Genomic DNA, 17,764 nt, shown 5'->3' with positions numbered 1-17,764 from the left:
ATGGACAATCTGGTCAACGTTCTCTACATCGCCGCGTTCGCGCTGTTCATCTACGGTCTGATGGGCCTCACCGGCCCCAAGACCGCGGTGCGCGGCAACTGGATCGCCGCGGTCGGCATGGGCATCGCGGTCGTCGCGACGCTCATCTCCATCCGGCACACCAACAACTGGATCCTGATCGTCGCCGGTCTGGTCGTCGGCATCGGCCTGGGCGTGCCGCCCGCCAAATTCACCAAGATGACCGCCATGCCGCAGCTGGTCGCCGCGTTCAACGGCGTCGGCGGTGGCACGGTCGCGCTGATCGCGTGGGCCGAGTTCCTCGACACCAAGGGCTTCTCCCAGGTGCACGAGCAGCCGTCGGTGCACATCGTGATCGCCTCGCTGTTCGCGGCCATCATCGGCTCGGTCTCGTTCTGGGGCTCCTGCATCGCGTTCGCGAAGCTGCAGGAACTGCTGTCCGGCCGCCCGATCACCGTCGGCCGCCTGCAGCAGCCGCTGAACCTGCTGCTGCTCGCCGGTGCGATCGCCGCGGCCGTGGTCATCGGCATCGGCGCCACCAATGACGGTGTGCCGCAGTACTGGATGATCGCGGTGCTGGTGCTCGCCGGCATCCTCGGCCTGATGGTCGTGCTGCCCATCGGCGGCGCGGACATGCCGGTCGTCATCTCGCTGCTCAACGCCCTCACCGGTCTGTCGGCCGCGGCCGCGGGTCTGGCGCTGAACAACACCGCCATGATCGTGGCGGGCATGATCGTCGGCGCGTCCGGCACCATCCTGACCAACCTGATGGCCAAGGCCATGAACCGGTCCATCCCCGCGATCGTCGCCGGTGGATTCGGTGGCGGCGGAACGGCTCCCGGCGCGTCCGGCAGCGGCGAGCAGAAGCAGGCCAAGGCCACCTCCGCCGCTGACGCCGCGATCCAGATGGCCTACGCCAACCAGGTCATCGTGGTCCCGGGCTACGGCATGGCCGTCGCCCAGGCCCAGCACGCGGTCAAGGAGATGGCGGCCCTGCTCGAGGCCAAGGGCGTCGAGGTCAAGTACGCCATCCACCCGGTCGCCGGTCGTATGCCCGGCCACATGAACGTGCTGCTGGCCGAGGCCGAGGTCTCCTACGACGCCATGAAGGAAATGGACGACATCAACGGCGAGTTCAGCCGCACCGATGTCGCCCTGGTCATCGGCGCCAACGACGTCACCAACCCGGCCGCCCGCGAGGACTCCACGTCCCCGATCTACGGCATGCCGGTCCTGAACGTCGACCAGGCCAAGTCGGTCATCGTGCTCAAGCGCTCGATGAACTCCGGCTTCGCCGGCATCGACAACCCGCTGTTCTACGCCGACCACACCTCCATGCTGTTCGGCGACGCCAAGAAGTCCGTCGGTGCGGTCACCGAGGAACTGAAGGCGCTGTAACCGCGACTCCATCGCGACGGCCCGCATCCCGGAAGGGATGCGGGCCGTTGGCGTTTCAGAGCTTGTCGATCAGCTGGGAGACGGTGACGAAGCGGTAGCCCCGATCGTGCAGGGCCTGGGCGATCAGGGGGATCGCGGCCAGGGAGGGGTCGCCCGCCGGATACATGGTGTGCAGCAGGATGATCGAGCCGGGGCGGACGGTCGCGAGGGTTTCGGTGACGATCTCGTCGGTGGTGGGGGTCTTGCCGGAGTCGGGTTCGACGTCCCAGGTGACGGTGGTGCGATTGTGTTTGGCCAGGTACCACGGGAGCGCGATCAGTTTCTTGCCGTTGGGCGGGCGGAAGGTGATCGGGCCGCGGTAGCCGGTTTTCGCGATCTCGGCGTCGGTGCGCTCGACCTCGTCGCGGACGAAACCGGGGGTCACGAAGATCATGCGTTCGTGGTGGTAGGTGTGGTTGCCGATCTCGTGGCCGGAATCGGCGATGGCGCGGCCCTCGTCCGGATGGGCGGCCAGCTCACCGCCGATGAGATAGAAGGTGGCGGGGATGCCCGCGTCGGACAGCGTCCGAAGGATCTCGGGGGTGCGTTCGGTGGGGCCGTCGTCGAGGGTGAGGGCGACGACCTTCTCGGTGGTGTCGACTCGGGAGACCAGGCGTCCGGCGACCTGGTAGGTGCGGGAGTTCATGAGCACGTACAGACCGGTCGAGATCAGCACCAGCCCGGCCAGGATGAGCGCGCCCCGGACGAGCAGCTTGAGTCCCATAGTTATTGACCTCCAGGTTCAAAACAGCTAGTTTCGATCACATGGGCAGACCACGAGGCTTCGACGCGGACACGGTAGTGGACCGCGCCATGGACGCGTTCTGGACCCATGGGTACGCCAACACCTCGCCCGCACAGCTCGCCGACGCTACCGGAGTCGCGAAAGGCAGTCTCTACAACGCCTTCGGAAGCAAACGGGAACTGTTCGACCTGTGCATGGCCCGCTACGACCGGATGGGCACCGAACTCGCCAACGACGTGCTGAACCAGCCCGGCACCACCAAGGAACGGTTGCGGGCCTGGATGCGGCTGGTCGTGGACAGCGATCTGGAGCAACCGGTACGACGGGGCTGCCTGGTGGCCAATACCGCCATGGAACTCGGCGGGCACGACACCGAGGCGACCACCGCGGTGACCGTCGCGGTCGAGCACATGGTCGAGGCGTTCATCGCGCGCATCGAGCGGGGGCAGCGCGACGGCGACGTCCGGGCCGAGATCGACGCCCGCGCGTACAGCGAGTTCCTGATGAATACCGTTGGCGGACTCCGCATCACCACGAAGGTCTCGGACGCGGAGACGCTGTACCGGATCATCGACACCGCCCTGTCCACCCTCTGACCCCGGGCCGCAGCCCTGCGGCCTTTTCTTTTACCCCAGTTTTTGACCCACAGTTCAAGAAAGGTACGGATCATGGATCTCGGACTGAACGGCAAGACCGCACTCGTCACCGGCGCCAGCCGGGGCATCGGCCTCGCCGTCGCCGAAGCACTGGCCGAGGAAGGCGTACGGGTCGCCGGCGTCGCCCGCACCATCACCCCGGAACTCGAAAAGGTCGCGGCGGCCACGGTTTCCGCGGATCTGAGCACCACCGCGGGCGCACTGGCCGCCGTCGGGACGGCGCTGGCCGAGCTCGGCGGAATCGATATCCTGGTCAACAATGTCGGCGGCGGTGACGCCGACCAGCTGACCCTGGGCGGCTTCCTCGACATTCCGGAAGACCAGTGGCGCAAACTGTTCGACCTCAACCTGTTCGGCGTCGTCGCCACCACCCGTGCGGCGTTGCCCAGCATCATCGAACGGCGGGGCGCGATCGTCACCGTCTCCTCGATCAACTCCCGCCTGCCCGCGGTCGGACCGGCCGGCTACAGCGAGGCCAAAGCCGCGCTCACCGCGTTCGGCAAGCGACTCAGCGAGGAATTCGGCCCGCAGGGCGTCCGCGTCAACACCGTCTCACCGGGACCGGTCGGCACCGACATCTGGCGCGGACCCGACAGCCTCGGAGCCCGCCTCTCCGCGGCCAACGGCCTTGCGCAGGAAGACTTCCTGGCGGCCATGCCCACCCAGTTCAATATCGCCGCGGGGCGAATCGCCGAAGCCAGGGAAGTCGCCGCGCTGGTGACCTTCCTGGCCTCCGAGCAAGCCGCCATCATCAACGGCGCCGACTACGTCATCGACGGCGGCATCGTCAAAACGGTCTGATCAGAGGTAGAGGCCGGTGCCGTGTTCGGGGTGGGTGTTGGCGACGGCGTGCAGATCACGTTCGCGCAGTACGTAATACGCCTGCGCCTGGATCTCCACCTCGAACTGGTCATCGGCGCTGAACAGCACCTGATCGCCCACGGTCACCGCGCGCACGTGCGACCCGACGCCGCACACCTCACCCCAGGACAGGCGCTTGGCGACCTGGGCGGTGGCGGGAATGAGGATGCCGCCACTGCTGCGCCGCTCGCCCGCCTCAGGGCTGAGTTTGACCATCACGCGGTCGTGCAGCATTTGGATTTCGAGCTTGGCATCGGACACCGCGGCAGTGTACTGCGCGGGAATGTCCGGTTCCGCCCCGGTGCCCGCCCGACCGCGTAGGTTCGAAACCGTGACGGGCCAAATCTCCGATATCGACGGTCTCCGGTCTCTCCTTCCCGCGGGCATGGTGGTGACCGATCCGGATGTGCTGGGCGGTTATCGGCAGGACCGGGCGCTGGATCCGGATGCCGGGACCGCGCTCGCGCTGGTGCGACCGCTCACCACCGCGCAGGTCGCGGCCACCGTGCGGTGGGCGGCCGAGCATCGGGTGCCGATCGTGCCGCGCGGGGCCGGCACCGGGCTCTCCGGCGGGGCCACCGCCCAGGACGGGGCGCTGCTGCTGAGCACCGAGAAGATGCGCGAGATCAGCGTCGACACCGTGACGCGGACCGCGGTGGTGCAGCCGGGACTGCTCAATGCCGAGGTGAAGCGGGCCGTCGCAGCGAAGGGGCTCTGGTATCCGCCGGACCCCTCCTCCTTCGAGATCTGCACCATCGGCGGCAACGCGGCCACCAACGCGGGCGGACTGTGCTGCGTGAAGTACGGGGTCACAACCGATTACGTGCTCGGCATGGAGGTGGTGCTGGCCGACGGGACCGCGGTGCGGCTGGGCGGGCCGCGACTCAAGGACTCCGCGGGCCTGTCGCTGACCAAACTGTTCGTGGGCAGCGAGGGGACGCTCGGCGTCATCACCGAACTGACCCTGCGGCTGCTGCCCGCGCAACCGCCGCAGTCCACGGTGGTGGCGAGCTTCCCGACGCTCACCGCCGCCACCGACGCCATCCTGGCCATCACCGGCCAATTGCGGCCCTCCATGCTGGAATTCATGGATTCGGTGGCGATCAACGCCGTCGAGGACGAGCTGCGGATGGGGCTCGACCGGCAGGCGGCCGGGCTGCTGGTGGCGCGTTCCGACGCCCCGGGCGAGCACGCCGGGCACGAGGCCGACCTCATGCTGGCGGCGTGCGAGAAGGCCGGGGCCACAGAGGCTTTCCGGACCGACGATCAGGAGGAGGGCGAAGCCTTCTGCGCGGCACGGCGATTCGCCATCCCCGCCGTGGAGCGCAAGGGTCCGCTACTGCTCGAGGATGTCGGGGTGCCGCTGCCCCGGCTGGGGGACCTGGTGAACGGGATCGCGGAGATCGCGGCAAACCGGCGGGTCCTGATCTCCGTCATCGCGCACGCGGGCGACGGCAACACCCATCCGTTGATCGTGCACGACCCGGCGGACCCGGAAGAATCCGAACGGGCACATCTGGCATTCGGCGAGATCATGGATCTGGCCATCGCCCTGGGCGGCACCATCACCGGTGAACACGGTGTCGGCCGCCTGAAGAAACCGTGGCTGCCCGACCAGCTCGGCCCCGATGTGATGGGGCTCACCCGCCGGATCAAGGATGCGCTGGATCCGAACGGGATACTCAATCCGGGTGCGGTGCTGTGACCGCCCCGCCGGAACAATCCGCATCACAAGGGAGTTCACACAGGTCATGAGCACCACGCTGGAACACAATGCCGACGCGACCCGCTACGAGATCTACCTCGACGGCACGCTCGCGGGCTACGCCGACTACGCGGAGCGGGTCGACGGCGACGTCAAGGTCCGCGATATCCAGCACACCATGACCTTTCCCGAGTTCCGGGGCCGCGGCGTGGCCGCGCAGGTGGTGGAGTACGCGTTGCGGGACGCCCGCACCGAGGGCTTCTCGATCATCCCCACCTGCTGGTATGTGGAGAAGTACATCGGCGAGCACCCCGAATACGCCGACCTGGTGGCCTGATTCGCTAGATGGCGCGGTGGTGCCGGCGCTGCCAGACCCGGAAATGCCGGTCGGCGCTGCCCACCATCGCCTCCCCCACCTTCGCGTCGTCGAACCCCGGCAACGACTGCAACTTCGTCAGGAACACGGTGTCGGCGGCCGAGTAGGGCACCACGCATCCCTTACCGGTCGCCCCGATGAGCACGAAGAACACGTCCCCGGCGAACGGCCCGTCCGCCGCGGTGATGATGCGCACTTCCGCCAGTTCCGTCCACGCGACCTCTTCCACCCGCCCATCGGCCAGTGTCCGCCGCACGAAGGTGTCGTTGATTTCGACTCCGGACATGGCTCCATAGTGCCCCCAGCATCCCGGCCCGAACAGCCCCCGAATCCGTGCTTCACCTGAGGAAGCGGGAAAGAAAAGCCCTGGCGAACCCCCCTGCCGCACATCGAGGGCGAACCGTTTCCCGGAGCAATTCTCCAGCTATTGAAGAGTTTTCGACGTGCCGCGATCCCGCGCGTCATCCGGGCGACCGCTGATTCGTCCACAGCGATTCACAGCAGATTCCATGCTGTGTGAAGTATTTACATTTCACCAGGCGGGTTAGTGTCCCGGAGCCCCCTCGACACAGGGGTTTTCGACAACTCGGGAGACACAATCCTTATGAAGAAGTCGGTTCTCGCCCGATCGGGCGCCGGAATCGCCGGGGCCGCGGCCGTCGCCGCCGTCACCATCGCGATGGCCCCCGCCGCCTCGGCCCAGATCGCCATCACCACCTCGACGGCCTACTGCGCCGACACCACCTACACCGTCACGCTGCCCGCGGCCGACGCCGCCGCCATGGCGAGCCAGTACGGGGACAACAACTTCGTGCTGCAGGCCACCAACACCAGCACCAATGTCACCTGGTGGTCGGCCGCGCAGGCCTCGGTCTCCGGACAGGACCTGACCTTCCAGTGGACGCCGTCGCAGTCGATCCCGGCCTCGGGGACCGCCACCGGCACCTGGAGCCTCTTCATCACCGAGGCGCACGTCGCGGCCACCGCACTGGGACCGGTGTCGGTCACCGTCGTGCAGACCGCGCCGCAGGGCACCACCTGCCTGCCGCAGACCAGCACCGGCAGCTCGACGCTGACGCCGCTGGGCAGCATCATCAGCAATCTGCTGAGCAGCCTCTCGGCCCAGTAGACGCGAACTTCGGTCCAGCCCAACCCTGGACCGAAGCGACCGGAGGCGGCCCGACCGAAAGTCGGTGCCGCCTCCGGGTGTTCGTCACGCCGTCCGGAAAGGAATCAGCGCAGGATCTGGCGGGACATGACCAGACGCTGGATCTGGTTGGTGCCCTCGTAGATCTGGGTGATCTTGGCGTCGCGCATCATGCGCTCCACCGGGAAGTCGGTGGTGTAGCCGGCGCCACCGAAGAGCTGGACGGCGTTGGTGGTGACCTCCATGGCCACATCCGAGGCGAAGCACTTGGCGGCCGCGGAGATGAAGCCCAGGTTCTTCTCGCCACGCTCGGCGCGGGCGGCCGAGGTGTAGACCATCAGGCGGGCGGCCTCGACCTTCATGGCCATGTCGGCCAGCATGAACTGGGTGTTCTGGAAGTCGGCGATGGCCTTGCCGAACTGCTTGCGGTCCTTGGTGTAGGCGATCGCGGCGTCCAGCGCGCCCTGCGCCAGACCCACGGCCTGCGCGCCGATGGTCGGGCGGGTGTGGTCCAGGGTCTGCAGCGCGGTCTTGAAACCGGTGCCCGGCTCGCCGACGATGCGGTCGCCCGGAACCTTGCAGTTCTCGAAGTACAGCTCGGCGGTCGGGGAACCCTTGATGCCCAGCTTGTGCTCGAGCGGGCCGACCACGAAGCCCTCGTCGTCCTTGTGGACCATGAACGAGGAGATGCCGTTGGCGCCCTTGTCGGCGTCGGTCACGGCCATGACGGTGTACCAGTCGGACTTGCCGCCGTTGGTGATCCAGCACTTGGAGCCGTTGATGATCCAGCCGTCGCCGTCCTGACGGGCGCGGGTGCGCATGGAGGCGGCGTCGGAGCCGGCCTCACGCTCGGACAGCGCGTAGGAGGCCATCTTGCCCGCGACGATGTCGGCGAGCACCTTGGTCTTGAGCTCCTCGGAACCGTTCAGGATCAGGCCCATGGTGCCGAGCTTGTTGACGGCGGGGATCAGCGAGGAGGAACCGCAGACGCGGGCCACTTCCTCGATCACGATGCAGGTGGCGACCGAGTCGGCGCCCTGGCCGCCGTACGCCTCGGGCACGTGCACGGCGTTGAAGCCGGCCGCGTTGAGGGCGGTCAGCGCCTCCTCGGGGAAGCGGGCGTTGCCGTCCACGTCCTTCGCGTAGGGGGCGATCTCCTTCTCACACAGGCCGCGGATGGCCTCGCGCAGCTCGTGGTGGAAGTCCTCGAGCTGGAACAGGTTGAAATCGGGGTTGCCCGCCATGGGGTTGTCTCCTGGTCGTCGCCAACTTATGCGGCACTCAGTGCCATTTGAAGCCAAGTATACGCCGCGATATGGCGGCCACGTGCGAGTACTTCCTCACAAGGATGTGGCACGCAGTGTCAATTACCCCACCGCGGTTACTTCACAGCGTATCGAGACGACGGGCCAGCAGGTCCGCGACCTGCCGAGGCGCCAGATCGCGGGGGAACACCGCCACCACCATCTGATCCGAACCCGCCGCGGTCTCGCGGCCCGCTCCCCCACGCGGGATCGCCGCCAGGGCCGACCGCAGATCCTCCGGACTGGCCGCGGACTCGCCGCGCACCATGCGGCGCAGCAGATAGTTGTGGGTCGCCGTCACCGCGGCGGTGAACTGCACCAGCGCCAGATCCGAAGTCCCGGGCAGCGTCCGACGCAGATAGTCGGTGAACAACCGCTCATAGCGGAACACCGTCACGATCTCGCGCTCGCGCAGGGTCGGCACCTGCCGCACCACCCCGTAACGGCGGGCCGCGAGGTCACGCCACTGCGTGAACCGCTCGAACACCTCGACCACGGCCTCGCACACGGCATCCCAGGCATCCCCGCGCGCGGCCTCCAGGAAGGCCCGCGCCTGCGTCAGCTGCGACTCGTGATCGGCGAAGACCACATCCTCCTTGGACCGGAACTGCCGGAAGAAGGTGCGCCGCGAGATCCCCGCGGCCTCCGCGATCTCGTCGACCGTCGTTGCCTCGTAACCCTTCTCGGCGAACAACCGCAGCGCCTGGTCCACCACCGTCAATCGGCGTTCGGTCGAATCCGCGTCGGCGCGCGGCCGCGCGGGCTGGTCGTTGGGCATCCGCCAACGGTAGCCCGGCGCGGGAGCCCGGTGGCTCAGCCCAGCAGTTTGGTCCGCAGCGCTTCGTCCTTCTCCAGGACCAGGGTTTCCAGGTCGGCCTGGAATCGCTCCATGCGCGAACGCAATTCGGGGTTCGCGGTGGCCAGGATGCGCGCCGCCAGCAGGCCCGCGTTGCGCGCACCGCCGATGGAGACGGTGGCGACCGGCACGCCGGCCGGCATCTGCACGATCGACAGCAGCGAGTCCATGCCGTCGAGGTACTTCAGCGGCACCGGGACGCCGATCACCGGCAGCGGGGTGGCCGAGGCGACCATGCCCGGCAGGTGCGCCGCGCCGCCCGCGCCGGCGATGATCACCTTGATGCCGCGGTCCGCGGCGGTCTTGGCGTAGTCGAGCATGCGCTGCGGGGTGCGGTGCGCGGAGACCACGCCCACCTCGAAGCGGATCCCGAACTCGGCCAGCGCTTCCGCGGCGGCTTCCATGGTGGGCCAGTCGGAGTCCGACCCCATGATGAGGCCAACCTGGGCGGTGTCAGTCATGGTGCGGATCCCATCCGTCGGTCCAGATCGCGTGCGACATCCAGTGCGCCGCGCGCTCGGCTTTCTCCCGGGTGTCGGCGACGTCGTCGCCGAGGACATTGATGTGGCCGATCTTGCGGTCGGGGCGTTCGCCCTTGCCGTAGAGGTGCACCTTGGCCTCGGGGAGGCGGGCCGAAAGATGGTGCAGGCGTTCGTCCATCGACATCTCGGGGGCTTCGGGCGCGCCCAGGATGTTCGCCATCACGGTGACCGGGGCCAGCGGCTTGGTGCTGCCCAGCGGGTAGTCCAGGACCGCGCGCACATGCTGCTCGAACTGGCCGGTGCAGGCGCCGTCCATGCCCCAGTGGCCGGAGTTGTGCGGACGCATGGCGAGCTCGTTGACGAGCAGTTCGCCGGAGTGGGTCTCGAACAGCTCCACCGCCATGGCGCCGGTGACGCCCAGCTCGGCGGCCAGCCGCAGGGCCAGCGCCTCGGCCTCGGTGGCCTTCGCCGACGACAGGTTCTGGGCGGGCGCGATCACGACCGCGCACTGGCCGTTGCGCTGCACGGTCTCGACCACCGGCCAGGCCGCGGCCTGACCGAACGGGGACCGCGCCACCATGGCCGACAGTTCACGCTTCAGATCCACCTTGGCCTCGGCCATCAGCGAGACCCCGTGCGCCAGCTGGTCCTCGACGATCGGGGTGGCCTCGGCGGCGTCGGCGGGCATCCAGACGCCGCGGCCGTCGTAGCCGCCGCGGACCGCCTTCAGCACGAAGGGCCAGCCGTGCTCGTCGGCGAAGGCGACGGCGTCGGCGACCGAGTTCACCTCGGCGTAGGCGGGGATCGGCACATCCAGCTCGGCGAGCTTGCGGCGCATGCGCAGCTTGTCCTGCGCGAAGATCAGCGCCTGCGGCCGCGGCTGCACGTTCACGCCCTCGGCGATCAGCGCCTCGAGGTGCTCGGTGGGCACGTGCTCGTGGTCGAAGGTCAGCGCGTGCGAGCCGACCGCGGCCTTGCGCAGCGCGGTCAGATCGTGGTGGCTGCCGAGCACGACGTCCGGGGTGACCTGCGCGGCCGGGTCGTCGGGCCGTTCGGCGAGCACGCGCAGCCGCTGGCCCAGCGCGATGGCCGCCTGGTGGGTCATGCGTGCCAGCTGGCCGCCGCCGATCATGGTGACGGTGGGCATCGCGGAGGTATCGAAGGAACGGGCGCTCACGCTGCACTATGTTGTCATGACACCCACCGGCCGCTCCCCCGCGGGTCGCGTGACAGGTATCGGCGAGTCTCCCGAAGGGTCGCTGCCCCGATTTGTACCGGCCCGACACAGCCGAGTCGAGAGACGTAGACTCGCACCGTGTCATTTGTCGATGAAGTGGTCAATCGCCTGCCCGCGCCGCTGCGGGACCTCGCGGACCGCCATTACGAACTACTGAAGTTCGCGATTGTCGGTGCGACCACGTTCGTCATCGACCTCGGAATCTTCTACGTCCTGAAATGGACGATCATGGACACCAAGCCCACGGTGGCCCGCATCATGTCGGGCATCGTCGCGGTCATCGTGTCCTACATCCTCAACCGGGAATGGACGTTCGACAAGCGCGGTGGTCGCGAGAAGCACCACGAAGCGCTGTTGTTCTTCCTGGTCAGCGGTATCGGCGTCGGCCTGGCCGCGCTACCGCTGTGGGTGTCGAGCTACGTGTTCGACCTCCGCCAGCCCAATGTGAGTTTCACCGTCGAGAACATCGCGGACTTCTTCAGCGCCTTCATCGTCGGCAACCTGCTGCAAATGGCATTCCGATTCTGGTCCATGAAGAAGTGGGTCTTCCCGGACGAAATGCAGGAACTCCAGGACGAATTCGAAGACCTGGTCAACGAAGAGCAGCTGGGTCACAGCTGAGCGTGACGGTCAGGCGGACGCCGCCTGCCGGACTTTCCCCGATTGTCGCGGTTCCACCGTGTAAGCGGGCCTGCTGAAGGACCAGCGCGAGACCCAGTCCACTGCCCGGGGTCACACTCGCCCGATAGAAGCGTTCGAAAACACGCTCGCGATCCGCGACGGGGATGCCGCCGCCATTGTCGTCGATGGTGAGGATCGCGACACCGCCCTCGGAGCGCGCCGCGATCTCGACGCGATCGGCCGCGCCGTGCCGGACCGCATTGGTGACGGCATTGTCGACGACCGAGCGCAGGCCCGCGGCCAGGCCGCGCAGGCGGATCGGCTCGACCGCGTCGGCCACGATGGTCACCCCGGGATACTGCCGCCGGGCGTCGTCCACCACCTGGTCGACCACCTCCCCCAGATCGAGATCCGCCCAATCGGATTCGGTGGTGAGATCGCCCACCGCGAGTCGTTCCAGCGCGTGCAGCGTGGACTCGACCGAACTCTGCGCACTCAGCACGTCGTCGAGGATCTCCGCGCGTTCGGTCGCCGAGAGCGGCATGGACCGCAGCACCTGCAGATCGGTGCGCATGGCGGTCAACGGGGTCCGTAGTTCGTGGGCGGCGGTGGCGGCGAAATCACGGGCGGTGACCAGCGCCTCGTCGGTGTGCCGGCGCTCGGTGGCGATGCGGCCCAGCATGGTGTTCATGGCCTGCGCCAATTCCGTTGTCTCACTGGCCACCGGGTGGCGCGGGGTCTGCACCGCCAGGCCCTCGCCGAGCCCGGCCGTCGCGGCGGTCAACCGGCGCAGCGGGACCACCGCGCGATGCGCGGCCAGCCAGCCCAGCACCGCCGCCAGCGCCACCCCGGCGACGCCGATCAGCACGATCCGAATGCGTTGCCGGGTGGCCGAATCCGAGGCGACCTCGGTGGGGACGGTCAGCGCGACCGGCTCGCCGTTCAAGGCCACGGTGCGCGAGAACTCCGCATTCGGATTGCCCGGATCGATGCGGGTGATGAGCAGACCCGGCGACGGGGAGGTCGGCAGCGCGGGCAAAGCGGTCGGCATGTGTGCCGGAGTGCCCGGGAGCGGTTGCGCGGGAACACCCGGTTCCGGCGGGTGCACGGTGTCGGCGGGGGCCAGCGCGATCGCACTCACGATGCGGCCCACCTGATTCGACGCCTCGGCGGGCGCGAACGCGAACAGCACCACCGACATGACCGCCACCACCACCGCGGCCGTCGCCGCACTGGCCAGCGCCACCCGGGCGCGCAGGGACAGTGCCACCCGGCCGCGGAGAGACAGTGCCACCCGGCCACGCAGTCGCGGTCCGCGGATCACGGCTCGGTCCGCAGGACGAATCCGACGCCGCGCACGGTGTGGATCAGGCGCGGGCAGCCGGTGTCCTCGAGCTTGCGGCGCAGGTAGGAGACGAACACATCGACCACCTTGGTCTGGGTTTCGAAGTCGTAGCCCCACACGCGATCCAGCAGCTGGGCCCGCGAGAAGACCTGCCCGGGCGCCGAGGCCAGCGCGGCGAGCAGATCGAATTCGCGTTTGGTCAGGTCGAGGGGGCGGCCGTCGATGGAGGCGCGCCGCGCGCCCGGCAGCACGGTCAGCGGGCCCACCACGATCCGATCGTCGGCGACGTGCGCGGGCGCGGGGGCCCGCCGCAGCATGGCGCGCAACCGGGCCACCAGCTCACCGAGGTCGAAGGGTTTGGTGAGGTAGTCGTCGGCCCCAGCCTCGAGCGCGTCGATGCGGTCGGTGACCTCCGCGCGGGCGCTGAGCACACAGATCGGGATGTCGTTGCCGAGCGCGCGCAGGGCCGTGACCACGCCCACCCCGTCCAGATTCGGCATGTTCAGGTCCAGCAGCACGGCCTGCGGGGCGTCGGTGGTGATGTGGCGCAGCGCGGCAGCCCCGTCCGCCGCGGTATCGACCTCGAAACCGGACATCCGGAGCCCCCGCGCCACCGAGGCCAGCACCCTGGCGTCGTCATCCACGATCAGAATCCGGGGACCCGTCATGGGATCAGACGATACGGGCGCGGACTGAGAGAACCCGATCAGCGAACCGGGTCGATCACGATGGTGTCGGACGGCGCGTGCCCGTCCGGCACCGTCACCACCGGACCGCCCGGGAAGTGCGCGCCCGGCTGCGCCGGGAGGGCGGGCACGCCCGGGCCGATCGGCTCACCGGGCTGGAGCCGGCGCACGGTGACATTGCCGTCGCGGTCCTTGATGATCACCATGCCCGGCTCGGACGGGGTGCCCGGCAGGGCGGGCAGACCCGGCTCGAGCGGCACGGCGGGCTGGGTGGCGAGGGCGGGGCCCGCACTGCCCGTATCCGCCGGTCCGGCAATCGAATCGGGGGTGTCCGCGCCGGCGGTGGCGGGCAGGGCCAGCACGGTCAGGGCGGCCGCCCCGACCACTCCGGCGGTCACGGTGCGGCGAACGGTGAACGTGGGCATGGGATCTCCTGTTCTTCGTCGACGATCGCTCGTCGGTTCCTGATGACGGGACCCAACGTAGGAACCGAGTTCTCAGGGCCGGATAACGAAGAGTTAGAGAACCGATAGAAGAATCAGCGCGGCTCGGTGCCCACCGGGATCGGCCGCGACGCCACCCCCGAGGAGCCGAGGAACACCGCGAACAGGGCGGGGCGGCGGCGCTGCAGTTCCAGTCGCCCGCCGTCGGCCTCGATGAGCGCGCGGGCCAGGGCCAGCCCCACACCGGTGGACCCCGCCGCCGAGAAGCCGCGGTCGAAGATGTGCGGCGCCAGCTCATCTCGAACCCCGTCGCCCTCGTCGGCGACCTCCACCACCACCAGCGGCTCGCTGTCGTCCATGCGGCCCGCCACCGTGCGCACCGACACCGTGCAGGTGCCGCCGCCGTGCATGAGCGCGTTGTCGACCAGCACGGCCAGCGCCTCCCGCAGGCGCGAACCGGTCACCGGCGCCTTCAGGGTCGGGTCGCCGAGCAGCACCAGTTTGCGTCCGGCCTCGGCGAAGGGATGCCGCCATTCCGCTACGACACTGCGCAATTCGGCCACCACGGGCAGCGGGTCGCGTTCGGCCGCGCCCTCGTCGCGGGAGGCGCGGACCAGTTCGTCGATGGCGTCGGTGAGCCGATCCACCTGCGCCATGGCCTCTTCCGCCTCGTGCACCACGGCCGGATCGGCGTGGGCGGACAGTTCGTCCAGGCGCAGCCGCACCGCGGTGAGCCGGCTGCGCAGCTGATGCGAGACGTCGGCGACCAGCGCGTGCTCGCGTTGCAGCCGGCCCGCGATCTCCACGGTGGCCGAATCCAGCACGTCGGAGACGCGATCCAGTTCGGTGATGCCGTGCCTGCGCGGGTCGGCGCGGAAGTCGCCCATGGCCAGCCGGGCCGCGCGGGCCGCCACGTCCCGCAGCGGGTCGGCCACCCGGCGCGCGGTCACCACCGCCACCGCGATGCCCGCGCCCAGCGAGATGAGCACCAGGCCCAGCACCGCGCCGAGCGCCTGCCGCTGCATGGAATGCATGGGGGCGGAGGGGATCTCGAGGCGCAGCGAGCCGTTGATGCCCATCGACCAGGACTCGGCCAGCGGATCGGCCACCGTCTCCGCGCCGATGTCGATCTTCTTGTTGTTCTCCGACTGGGTCGGATAGATGATGGTCAGCTTGCCGTTGGCCGGGATCAGCAGCCGCACCGCCTTGGTGTCCAGTTCGCCGTACACCATGCCGTCGTGCTCCTGCCGCATCACCTCTTCGGAGATGCTGTTGAGCCGATTGCGCAGCTCGTTGCGGCTGATGTCCTCGACCCACTTCCAGGCCGTGAACGCCAGCGGCACACCGAGAACCAGGGTGGTGAGGGTCAGCGCGGCCACCATGGACAGCAGGATCCTGCGTCTCATCGTCGAGATGCCTCGCTTCGCCGGGGCTTCGGGGTTCACACGCGCACGGAACAGCACAACAGATCAGATCGGCAGAGATTTCGAACGGCTAGTCGGTATTGAAGCGGAAGCCTACGCCGCGCACGGTCACGATACGCCGCTCGGCCACCGGACCCTCGTCACCGATCTTCCGGCGCAGCCACGACATGTGCATGTCCAGGGTCTTGGAGCCGCGCAGATCCGCGTCCCCCCACACCTCGCGCAGGATGGTCTCGCGCGAGACCACCTGCCCGGCGCGGTCGATGAGCACCTTCAGCAGCTCGTACTCCTTGTTGGCGAGGTTCACCTCGATGCCGTTCACCAGCACCCGGCGCGCCGCCGGCTCCAGCCGGATACCGCCGACCTCGACCGCCTCGTCGCCGATTCCGCTGCGGCGCAACAGCGCCCGCACCCGGGCCAGCAGTTCGGCCAGCCGGAACGGCTTGCCCACATAGTCGTCGGCGCCGGCGTCCAGGCCGACCACGAAGTCCACCTCGTCGGTACGCGCGGTCAGCATGAGCACCGCCAGCTCCGCGCCGCGGGCCCGCACCTGACGGCACACCTCGAGCCCGTCCATGCCGGGTAGCCCGAGATCCAGGATGAGCAGGTCGTGACCGCCCTCGAGCGCCCGCTCGAGCACCGCGGGACCATAACTCTCCACGGTTACCGAATAGCCCTCACGGCCCAGCGCCCGCGACAGCGGCGCGGCGATGGCCTCGTCGTCTTCGGCCAGCAAAACTGCGGTCACGGCATCAGCCTACGGGTACGGACCGGCGGAACCCTAGAAGCCGCCGCCGTTCGGATTCTTCTGCACCACATCGAAGACCTGGTGGTAGAGCAGGTTGTGCACCCGCTGCACGTGCGGAATGTCGTCGTACTCCAGCGGATCCTCCGACGCCGACCCGATGATCAGGGTGCCGGTGCCCAGCATGCGGTCGAACAACCCATGGCGGAACTGCACATTCGAGATCCGGTTCATCGGAATGTCGATGCCGGTGTGGGTGAGCACGCCCTGCCGGATCAGCACCCGCCGATCGGTCACGATGAAATGCGTCGATTTCCATCGGATCAGCGGAGCGACGCTGCGCCACAGCACGATCCCCGCCCACAGCGCGAGAATGCCGAGGAGCAGGCCGGTTCGGAGGCCATCCTCGGTATTGCGCGCCGCCACCCCGGCGCCGAATCCGGCCAAAGCCGTGATCAGGATGAAAGTCACAGCGGGCCAGAACAACATCTTCCAATGCGGATGGCGATGTAGGAGCAGCACCTCTTCGGGGGCCAGTGCCTCCTCCGGATAACCCATGCCCGAACCCTATCCCGCCGAGATGCCGGAATGCCTCACGCGGCTCCGGGGACCGGGGCACAATCGTGCGGTTGCCGGTACCATCGTCGGCACGCGTTTGCCGTTCGTCATCAGCAGGCTCCACCCGGTGTGCAAGACACAGGAGGCGTGTGTGACCCGAGAGTTGACGCAATACCAGATACTCCGCGAGCTCGAACCCGTTGCCGAAGAGAACCTGAACCGGCATCTGTCGATGGCCAAGGATTGGCACCCGCACGATTACGTGCCGTGGGATCAGGGCCGCAATTTCGCCGCCATGGGTGGTGAGGACTGGGATCCGTCGCAGTCCACGCTGTCCGAGGTCGCCAAGGTCTCGATGATCACCAATCTGCTCACCGAGGACAACCTGCCCTCCTACCACCGTGAGATCTCCGAGAACTTCTCCCAGGACGGCGCCTGGGGCACCTGGGTGGGCCGATGGACCGCCGAGGAGAACCGCCACGGCATCGTCATGCGCGACTACCTGGTGGTGACCCGCGGCGTGGACCCGGTGGCGCTGGAGCAGGCCCGCATGATCCACATGACCGGTGGCGCGCAGTCGCCCGACGAGTGGGGCGGTTTCCTCGACAATGTCGCGTATGTGACGTTCCAGGAGCTGGCCACCCGCGTCTCCCACCGCAATACCGGCCGCGTCTGCGACGACCCCATCGCCGACCGCATGCTGCAGCGCATCGCCGCCGACGAGAACCTGCACATGATCTTCTACCGCACCCTCTGCGGCGCCGGCCTGGACCTGGTGCCGGATCAGGCGATCGACGCCATCACCCGGGTGCTCACCGGTTTCGTCATGCCCGGATCGGGCATGCCCAACTTCCGCCGCAACGGCGCGCTGATGGCCAAACACGGTATCTACGACCTGCGCCAGCACCTCGACGAGGTGGTCGCGCCGGTGCTCAAGAACTGGAACGTCTTCGAGCGCAACGACTTCGGGCCCGCCGGCGAACAGGCGCGCGAGAAGCTGGCCGCGTACGTGGAGAAACTGGGCAAGGACGTCGTCAAGTTCGAGGAGCAGCGCGACCGCCTGCTGGCGCGGGAAGCCGCCCGCGGGGTGCTGCAGACCGCATGACCGTCACCCGCGT

At 68.4% G+C, this 17,764-nt stretch carries 20 protein-coding genes and 1 pseudogene; 8 read left to right on the top strand and 13 right to left on the bottom strand.

Translation table 11 applies throughout. The features are described 5' to 3' along the window. Positions 1-1,416, top strand: a complete 1,416-nt coding sequence (locus tag ACQP06_RS05785) for an NAD(P)(+) transhydrogenase (Re/Si-specific) subunit beta (protein WP_433670996.1) — start codon at positions 1-3, stop codon at positions 1,414-1,416. A 55-nt stretch (positions 1,417-1,471) separates the two neighbouring features. Here the strand turns inward: ACQP06_RS05785 and ACQP06_RS05780 are convergent, their stop codons facing one another. Further along, positions 1,472-2,179 carry a polysaccharide deacetylase family protein gene (locus tag ACQP06_RS05780; RefSeq protein WP_433670994.1) on the bottom strand — a complete coding sequence of 236 codons (708 nt, stop codon included), beginning with the start codon at positions 2,177-2,179 and terminating at the stop codon, positions 1,472-1,474. A gap of 41 nt (positions 2,180-2,220) precedes the next feature. On the opposite strand from ACQP06_RS05780, the gene ACQP06_RS05775 reads away from it, so the two are divergent. Together ACQP06_RS05775 and ACQP06_RS05770 are read left to right on the top strand one after the other, a co-directional pair. Then, positions 2,221-2,796: a TetR/AcrR family transcriptional regulator gene (locus ACQP06_RS05775; protein ID WP_433670992.1), complete on the top strand. Its 576-nt coding sequence runs from the start codon at positions 2,221-2,223 to the stop codon at positions 2,794-2,796. Positions 2,797-2,868: 72 nt separating this feature from the next. Then, complete coding sequence (locus ACQP06_RS05770) at positions 2,869-3,657, top strand: SDR family oxidoreductase (protein ID WP_433670990.1); 789 nt, start codon at positions 2,869-2,871, stop codon at positions 3,655-3,657. Here ACQP06_RS05770 and ACQP06_RS05765 read toward each other — a convergent pair whose 3' ends face one another. Next, positions 3,658-3,978: a GroES family chaperonin gene (locus ACQP06_RS05765; RefSeq protein ID WP_433670989.1), complete on the bottom strand. Its 321-nt coding sequence runs from the start codon at positions 3,976-3,978 to the stop codon at positions 3,658-3,660. A gap of 124 nt (positions 3,979-4,102) precedes the next feature. On the opposite strand from ACQP06_RS05765, the gene ACQP06_RS05760 reads away from it, so the two are divergent. Together ACQP06_RS05760 and ACQP06_RS05755 are read left to right on the top strand one after the other, a co-directional pair. Next, complete coding sequence (locus tag ACQP06_RS05760; protein ID WP_433673245.1) at positions 4,103-5,422, top strand: FAD-binding oxidoreductase; 1,320 nt, start codon at positions 4,103-4,105, stop codon at positions 5,420-5,422. A 46-nt stretch (positions 5,423-5,468) separates the two neighbouring features. Beyond that, a complete protein-coding gene (locus tag ACQP06_RS05755) occupies positions 5,469-5,759 on the top strand; it encodes a GNAT family N-acetyltransferase (protein ID WP_379272292.1) in 291 nt (96 codons plus the stop codon). Positions 5,760-5,763: 4 nt separating this feature from the next. Here ACQP06_RS05755 and ACQP06_RS05750 read toward each other — a convergent pair whose 3' ends face one another. Next, complete coding sequence (locus ACQP06_RS05750; protein WP_433670987.1) at positions 5,764-6,084, bottom strand: hypothetical protein; 321 nt, start codon at positions 6,082-6,084, stop codon at positions 5,764-5,766. 318 nt (positions 6,085-6,402) lie between these two features. Between ACQP06_RS05750 and ACQP06_RS05745 the strand changes: the two genes are divergently transcribed. Then, on the top strand, positions 6,403-6,927 hold the full coding sequence (locus ACQP06_RS05745; RefSeq protein ID WP_357097670.1) for a hypothetical protein: 525 nt from the start codon (positions 6,403-6,405) through the stop codon (positions 6,925-6,927). A 104-nt stretch (positions 6,928-7,031) separates the two neighbouring features. Here the strand turns inward: ACQP06_RS05745 and ACQP06_RS05740 are convergent, their stop codons facing one another. The 4 genes from ACQP06_RS05740 to ACQP06_RS05725 all read right to left on the bottom strand — a co-directional run bounded on the left by ACQP06_RS05740 (position 7,032) and on the right by ACQP06_RS05725 (position 10,764). Next, positions 7,032-8,189 carry an acyl-CoA dehydrogenase gene (locus ACQP06_RS05740; protein ID WP_357097668.1) on the bottom strand — a complete coding sequence of 386 codons (1,158 nt, stop codon included), beginning with the start codon at positions 8,187-8,189 and terminating at the stop codon, positions 7,032-7,034. 142 nt (positions 8,190-8,331) lie between these two features. Next, positions 8,332-9,027: a TetR family transcriptional regulator gene (locus tag ACQP06_RS05735; RefSeq protein ID WP_433670985.1), complete on the bottom strand. Its 696-nt coding sequence runs from the start codon at positions 9,025-9,027 to the stop codon at positions 8,332-8,334. 35 nt (positions 9,028-9,062) lie between these two features. Beyond that, a complete protein-coding gene (gene purE / locus ACQP06_RS05730) occupies positions 9,063-9,566 on the bottom strand; it encodes a 5-(carboxyamino)imidazole ribonucleotide mutase (protein ID WP_433670984.1) in 504 nt (167 codons plus the stop codon). Further along, positions 9,559-10,764, bottom strand: a complete 1,206-nt coding sequence (locus ACQP06_RS05725; protein ID WP_433670983.1) for a 5-(carboxyamino)imidazole ribonucleotide synthase — start codon at positions 10,762-10,764, stop codon at positions 9,559-9,561. Before ACQP06_RS05725 ends, purE begins: the two co-directional genes overlap by 8 nt. Before the next feature lie 138 nt (positions 10,765-10,902). Here ACQP06_RS05725 and ACQP06_RS05720 point away from each other — a divergent pair. After that, positions 10,903-11,427: pseudogene (locus tag ACQP06_RS05720) on the top strand (GtrA family protein); the annotation flags it as partial. On the opposite strand, the gene ACQP06_RS05715 reads toward ACQP06_RS05720, so the two are convergent. From ACQP06_RS05715 to ACQP06_RS05690, 6 genes are all read right to left on the bottom strand, one after another. After that, on the bottom strand, positions 11,417-12,127 hold the full coding sequence (locus tag ACQP06_RS05715; RefSeq protein ID WP_433673244.1) for a sensor histidine kinase: 711 nt from the start codon (positions 12,125-12,127) through the stop codon (positions 11,417-11,419). The pseudogene ACQP06_RS05720 and the gene ACQP06_RS05715 sit on opposite strands and share 11 nt — an antisense overlap. Positions 12,128-12,765: 638 nt before the next feature. After that, positions 12,766-13,458, bottom strand: a complete 693-nt coding sequence (locus ACQP06_RS05710) for a response regulator transcription factor (RefSeq protein ID WP_433670981.1) — start codon at positions 13,456-13,458, stop codon at positions 12,766-12,768. A gap of 38 nt (positions 13,459-13,496) precedes the next feature. Then, positions 13,497-13,901, bottom strand: a complete 405-nt coding sequence (locus ACQP06_RS05705; protein ID WP_433670979.1) for a hypothetical protein — start codon at positions 13,899-13,901, stop codon at positions 13,497-13,499. Positions 13,902-14,014: 113 nt separating this feature from the next. Continuing rightward, positions 14,015-15,325 (bottom strand): sensor histidine kinase, encoded by a 1,311-nt coding sequence (locus ACQP06_RS05700; protein WP_379272301.1) that lies wholly within the window; start codon positions 15,323-15,325, stop codon positions 14,015-14,017. Between the two features lie 88 nt (positions 15,326-15,413). Continuing rightward, positions 15,414-16,091, bottom strand: coding sequence for a response regulator transcription factor (locus ACQP06_RS05695; RefSeq protein ID WP_040805082.1), 678 nt, complete (start codon positions 16,089-16,091; stop codon positions 15,414-15,416). Positions 16,092-16,124: 33 nt separating this feature from the next. Then, entirely contained in the window at positions 16,125-16,646 is a 522-nt protein-coding gene (locus ACQP06_RS05690) for a PH domain-containing protein (protein ID WP_379272303.1), read from the bottom strand. A gap of 151 nt (positions 16,647-16,797) precedes the next feature. Here ACQP06_RS05690 and ACQP06_RS05685 point away from each other — a divergent pair, with 151 nt between their 5' ends. Further along, positions 16,798-17,751 (top strand): acyl-ACP desaturase, encoded by a 954-nt coding sequence (locus ACQP06_RS05685; protein WP_433670978.1) that lies wholly within the window; start codon positions 16,798-16,800, stop codon positions 17,749-17,751. The last annotated feature ends 13 nt before the right edge of the window (positions 17,752-17,764 follow it).

Origin of the sequence: Nocardia sp. CA-136227 (assembly GCF_050955695.1) — a bacterium.
In the GTDB taxonomy this organism is placed as follows: domain Bacteria; phylum Actinomycetota; class Actinomycetes; order Mycobacteriales; family Mycobacteriaceae; genus Nocardia.
Note: the sequence above shows the minus strand (reverse complement) of the source record. Positions and strands in the feature narration are given on the sequence as shown.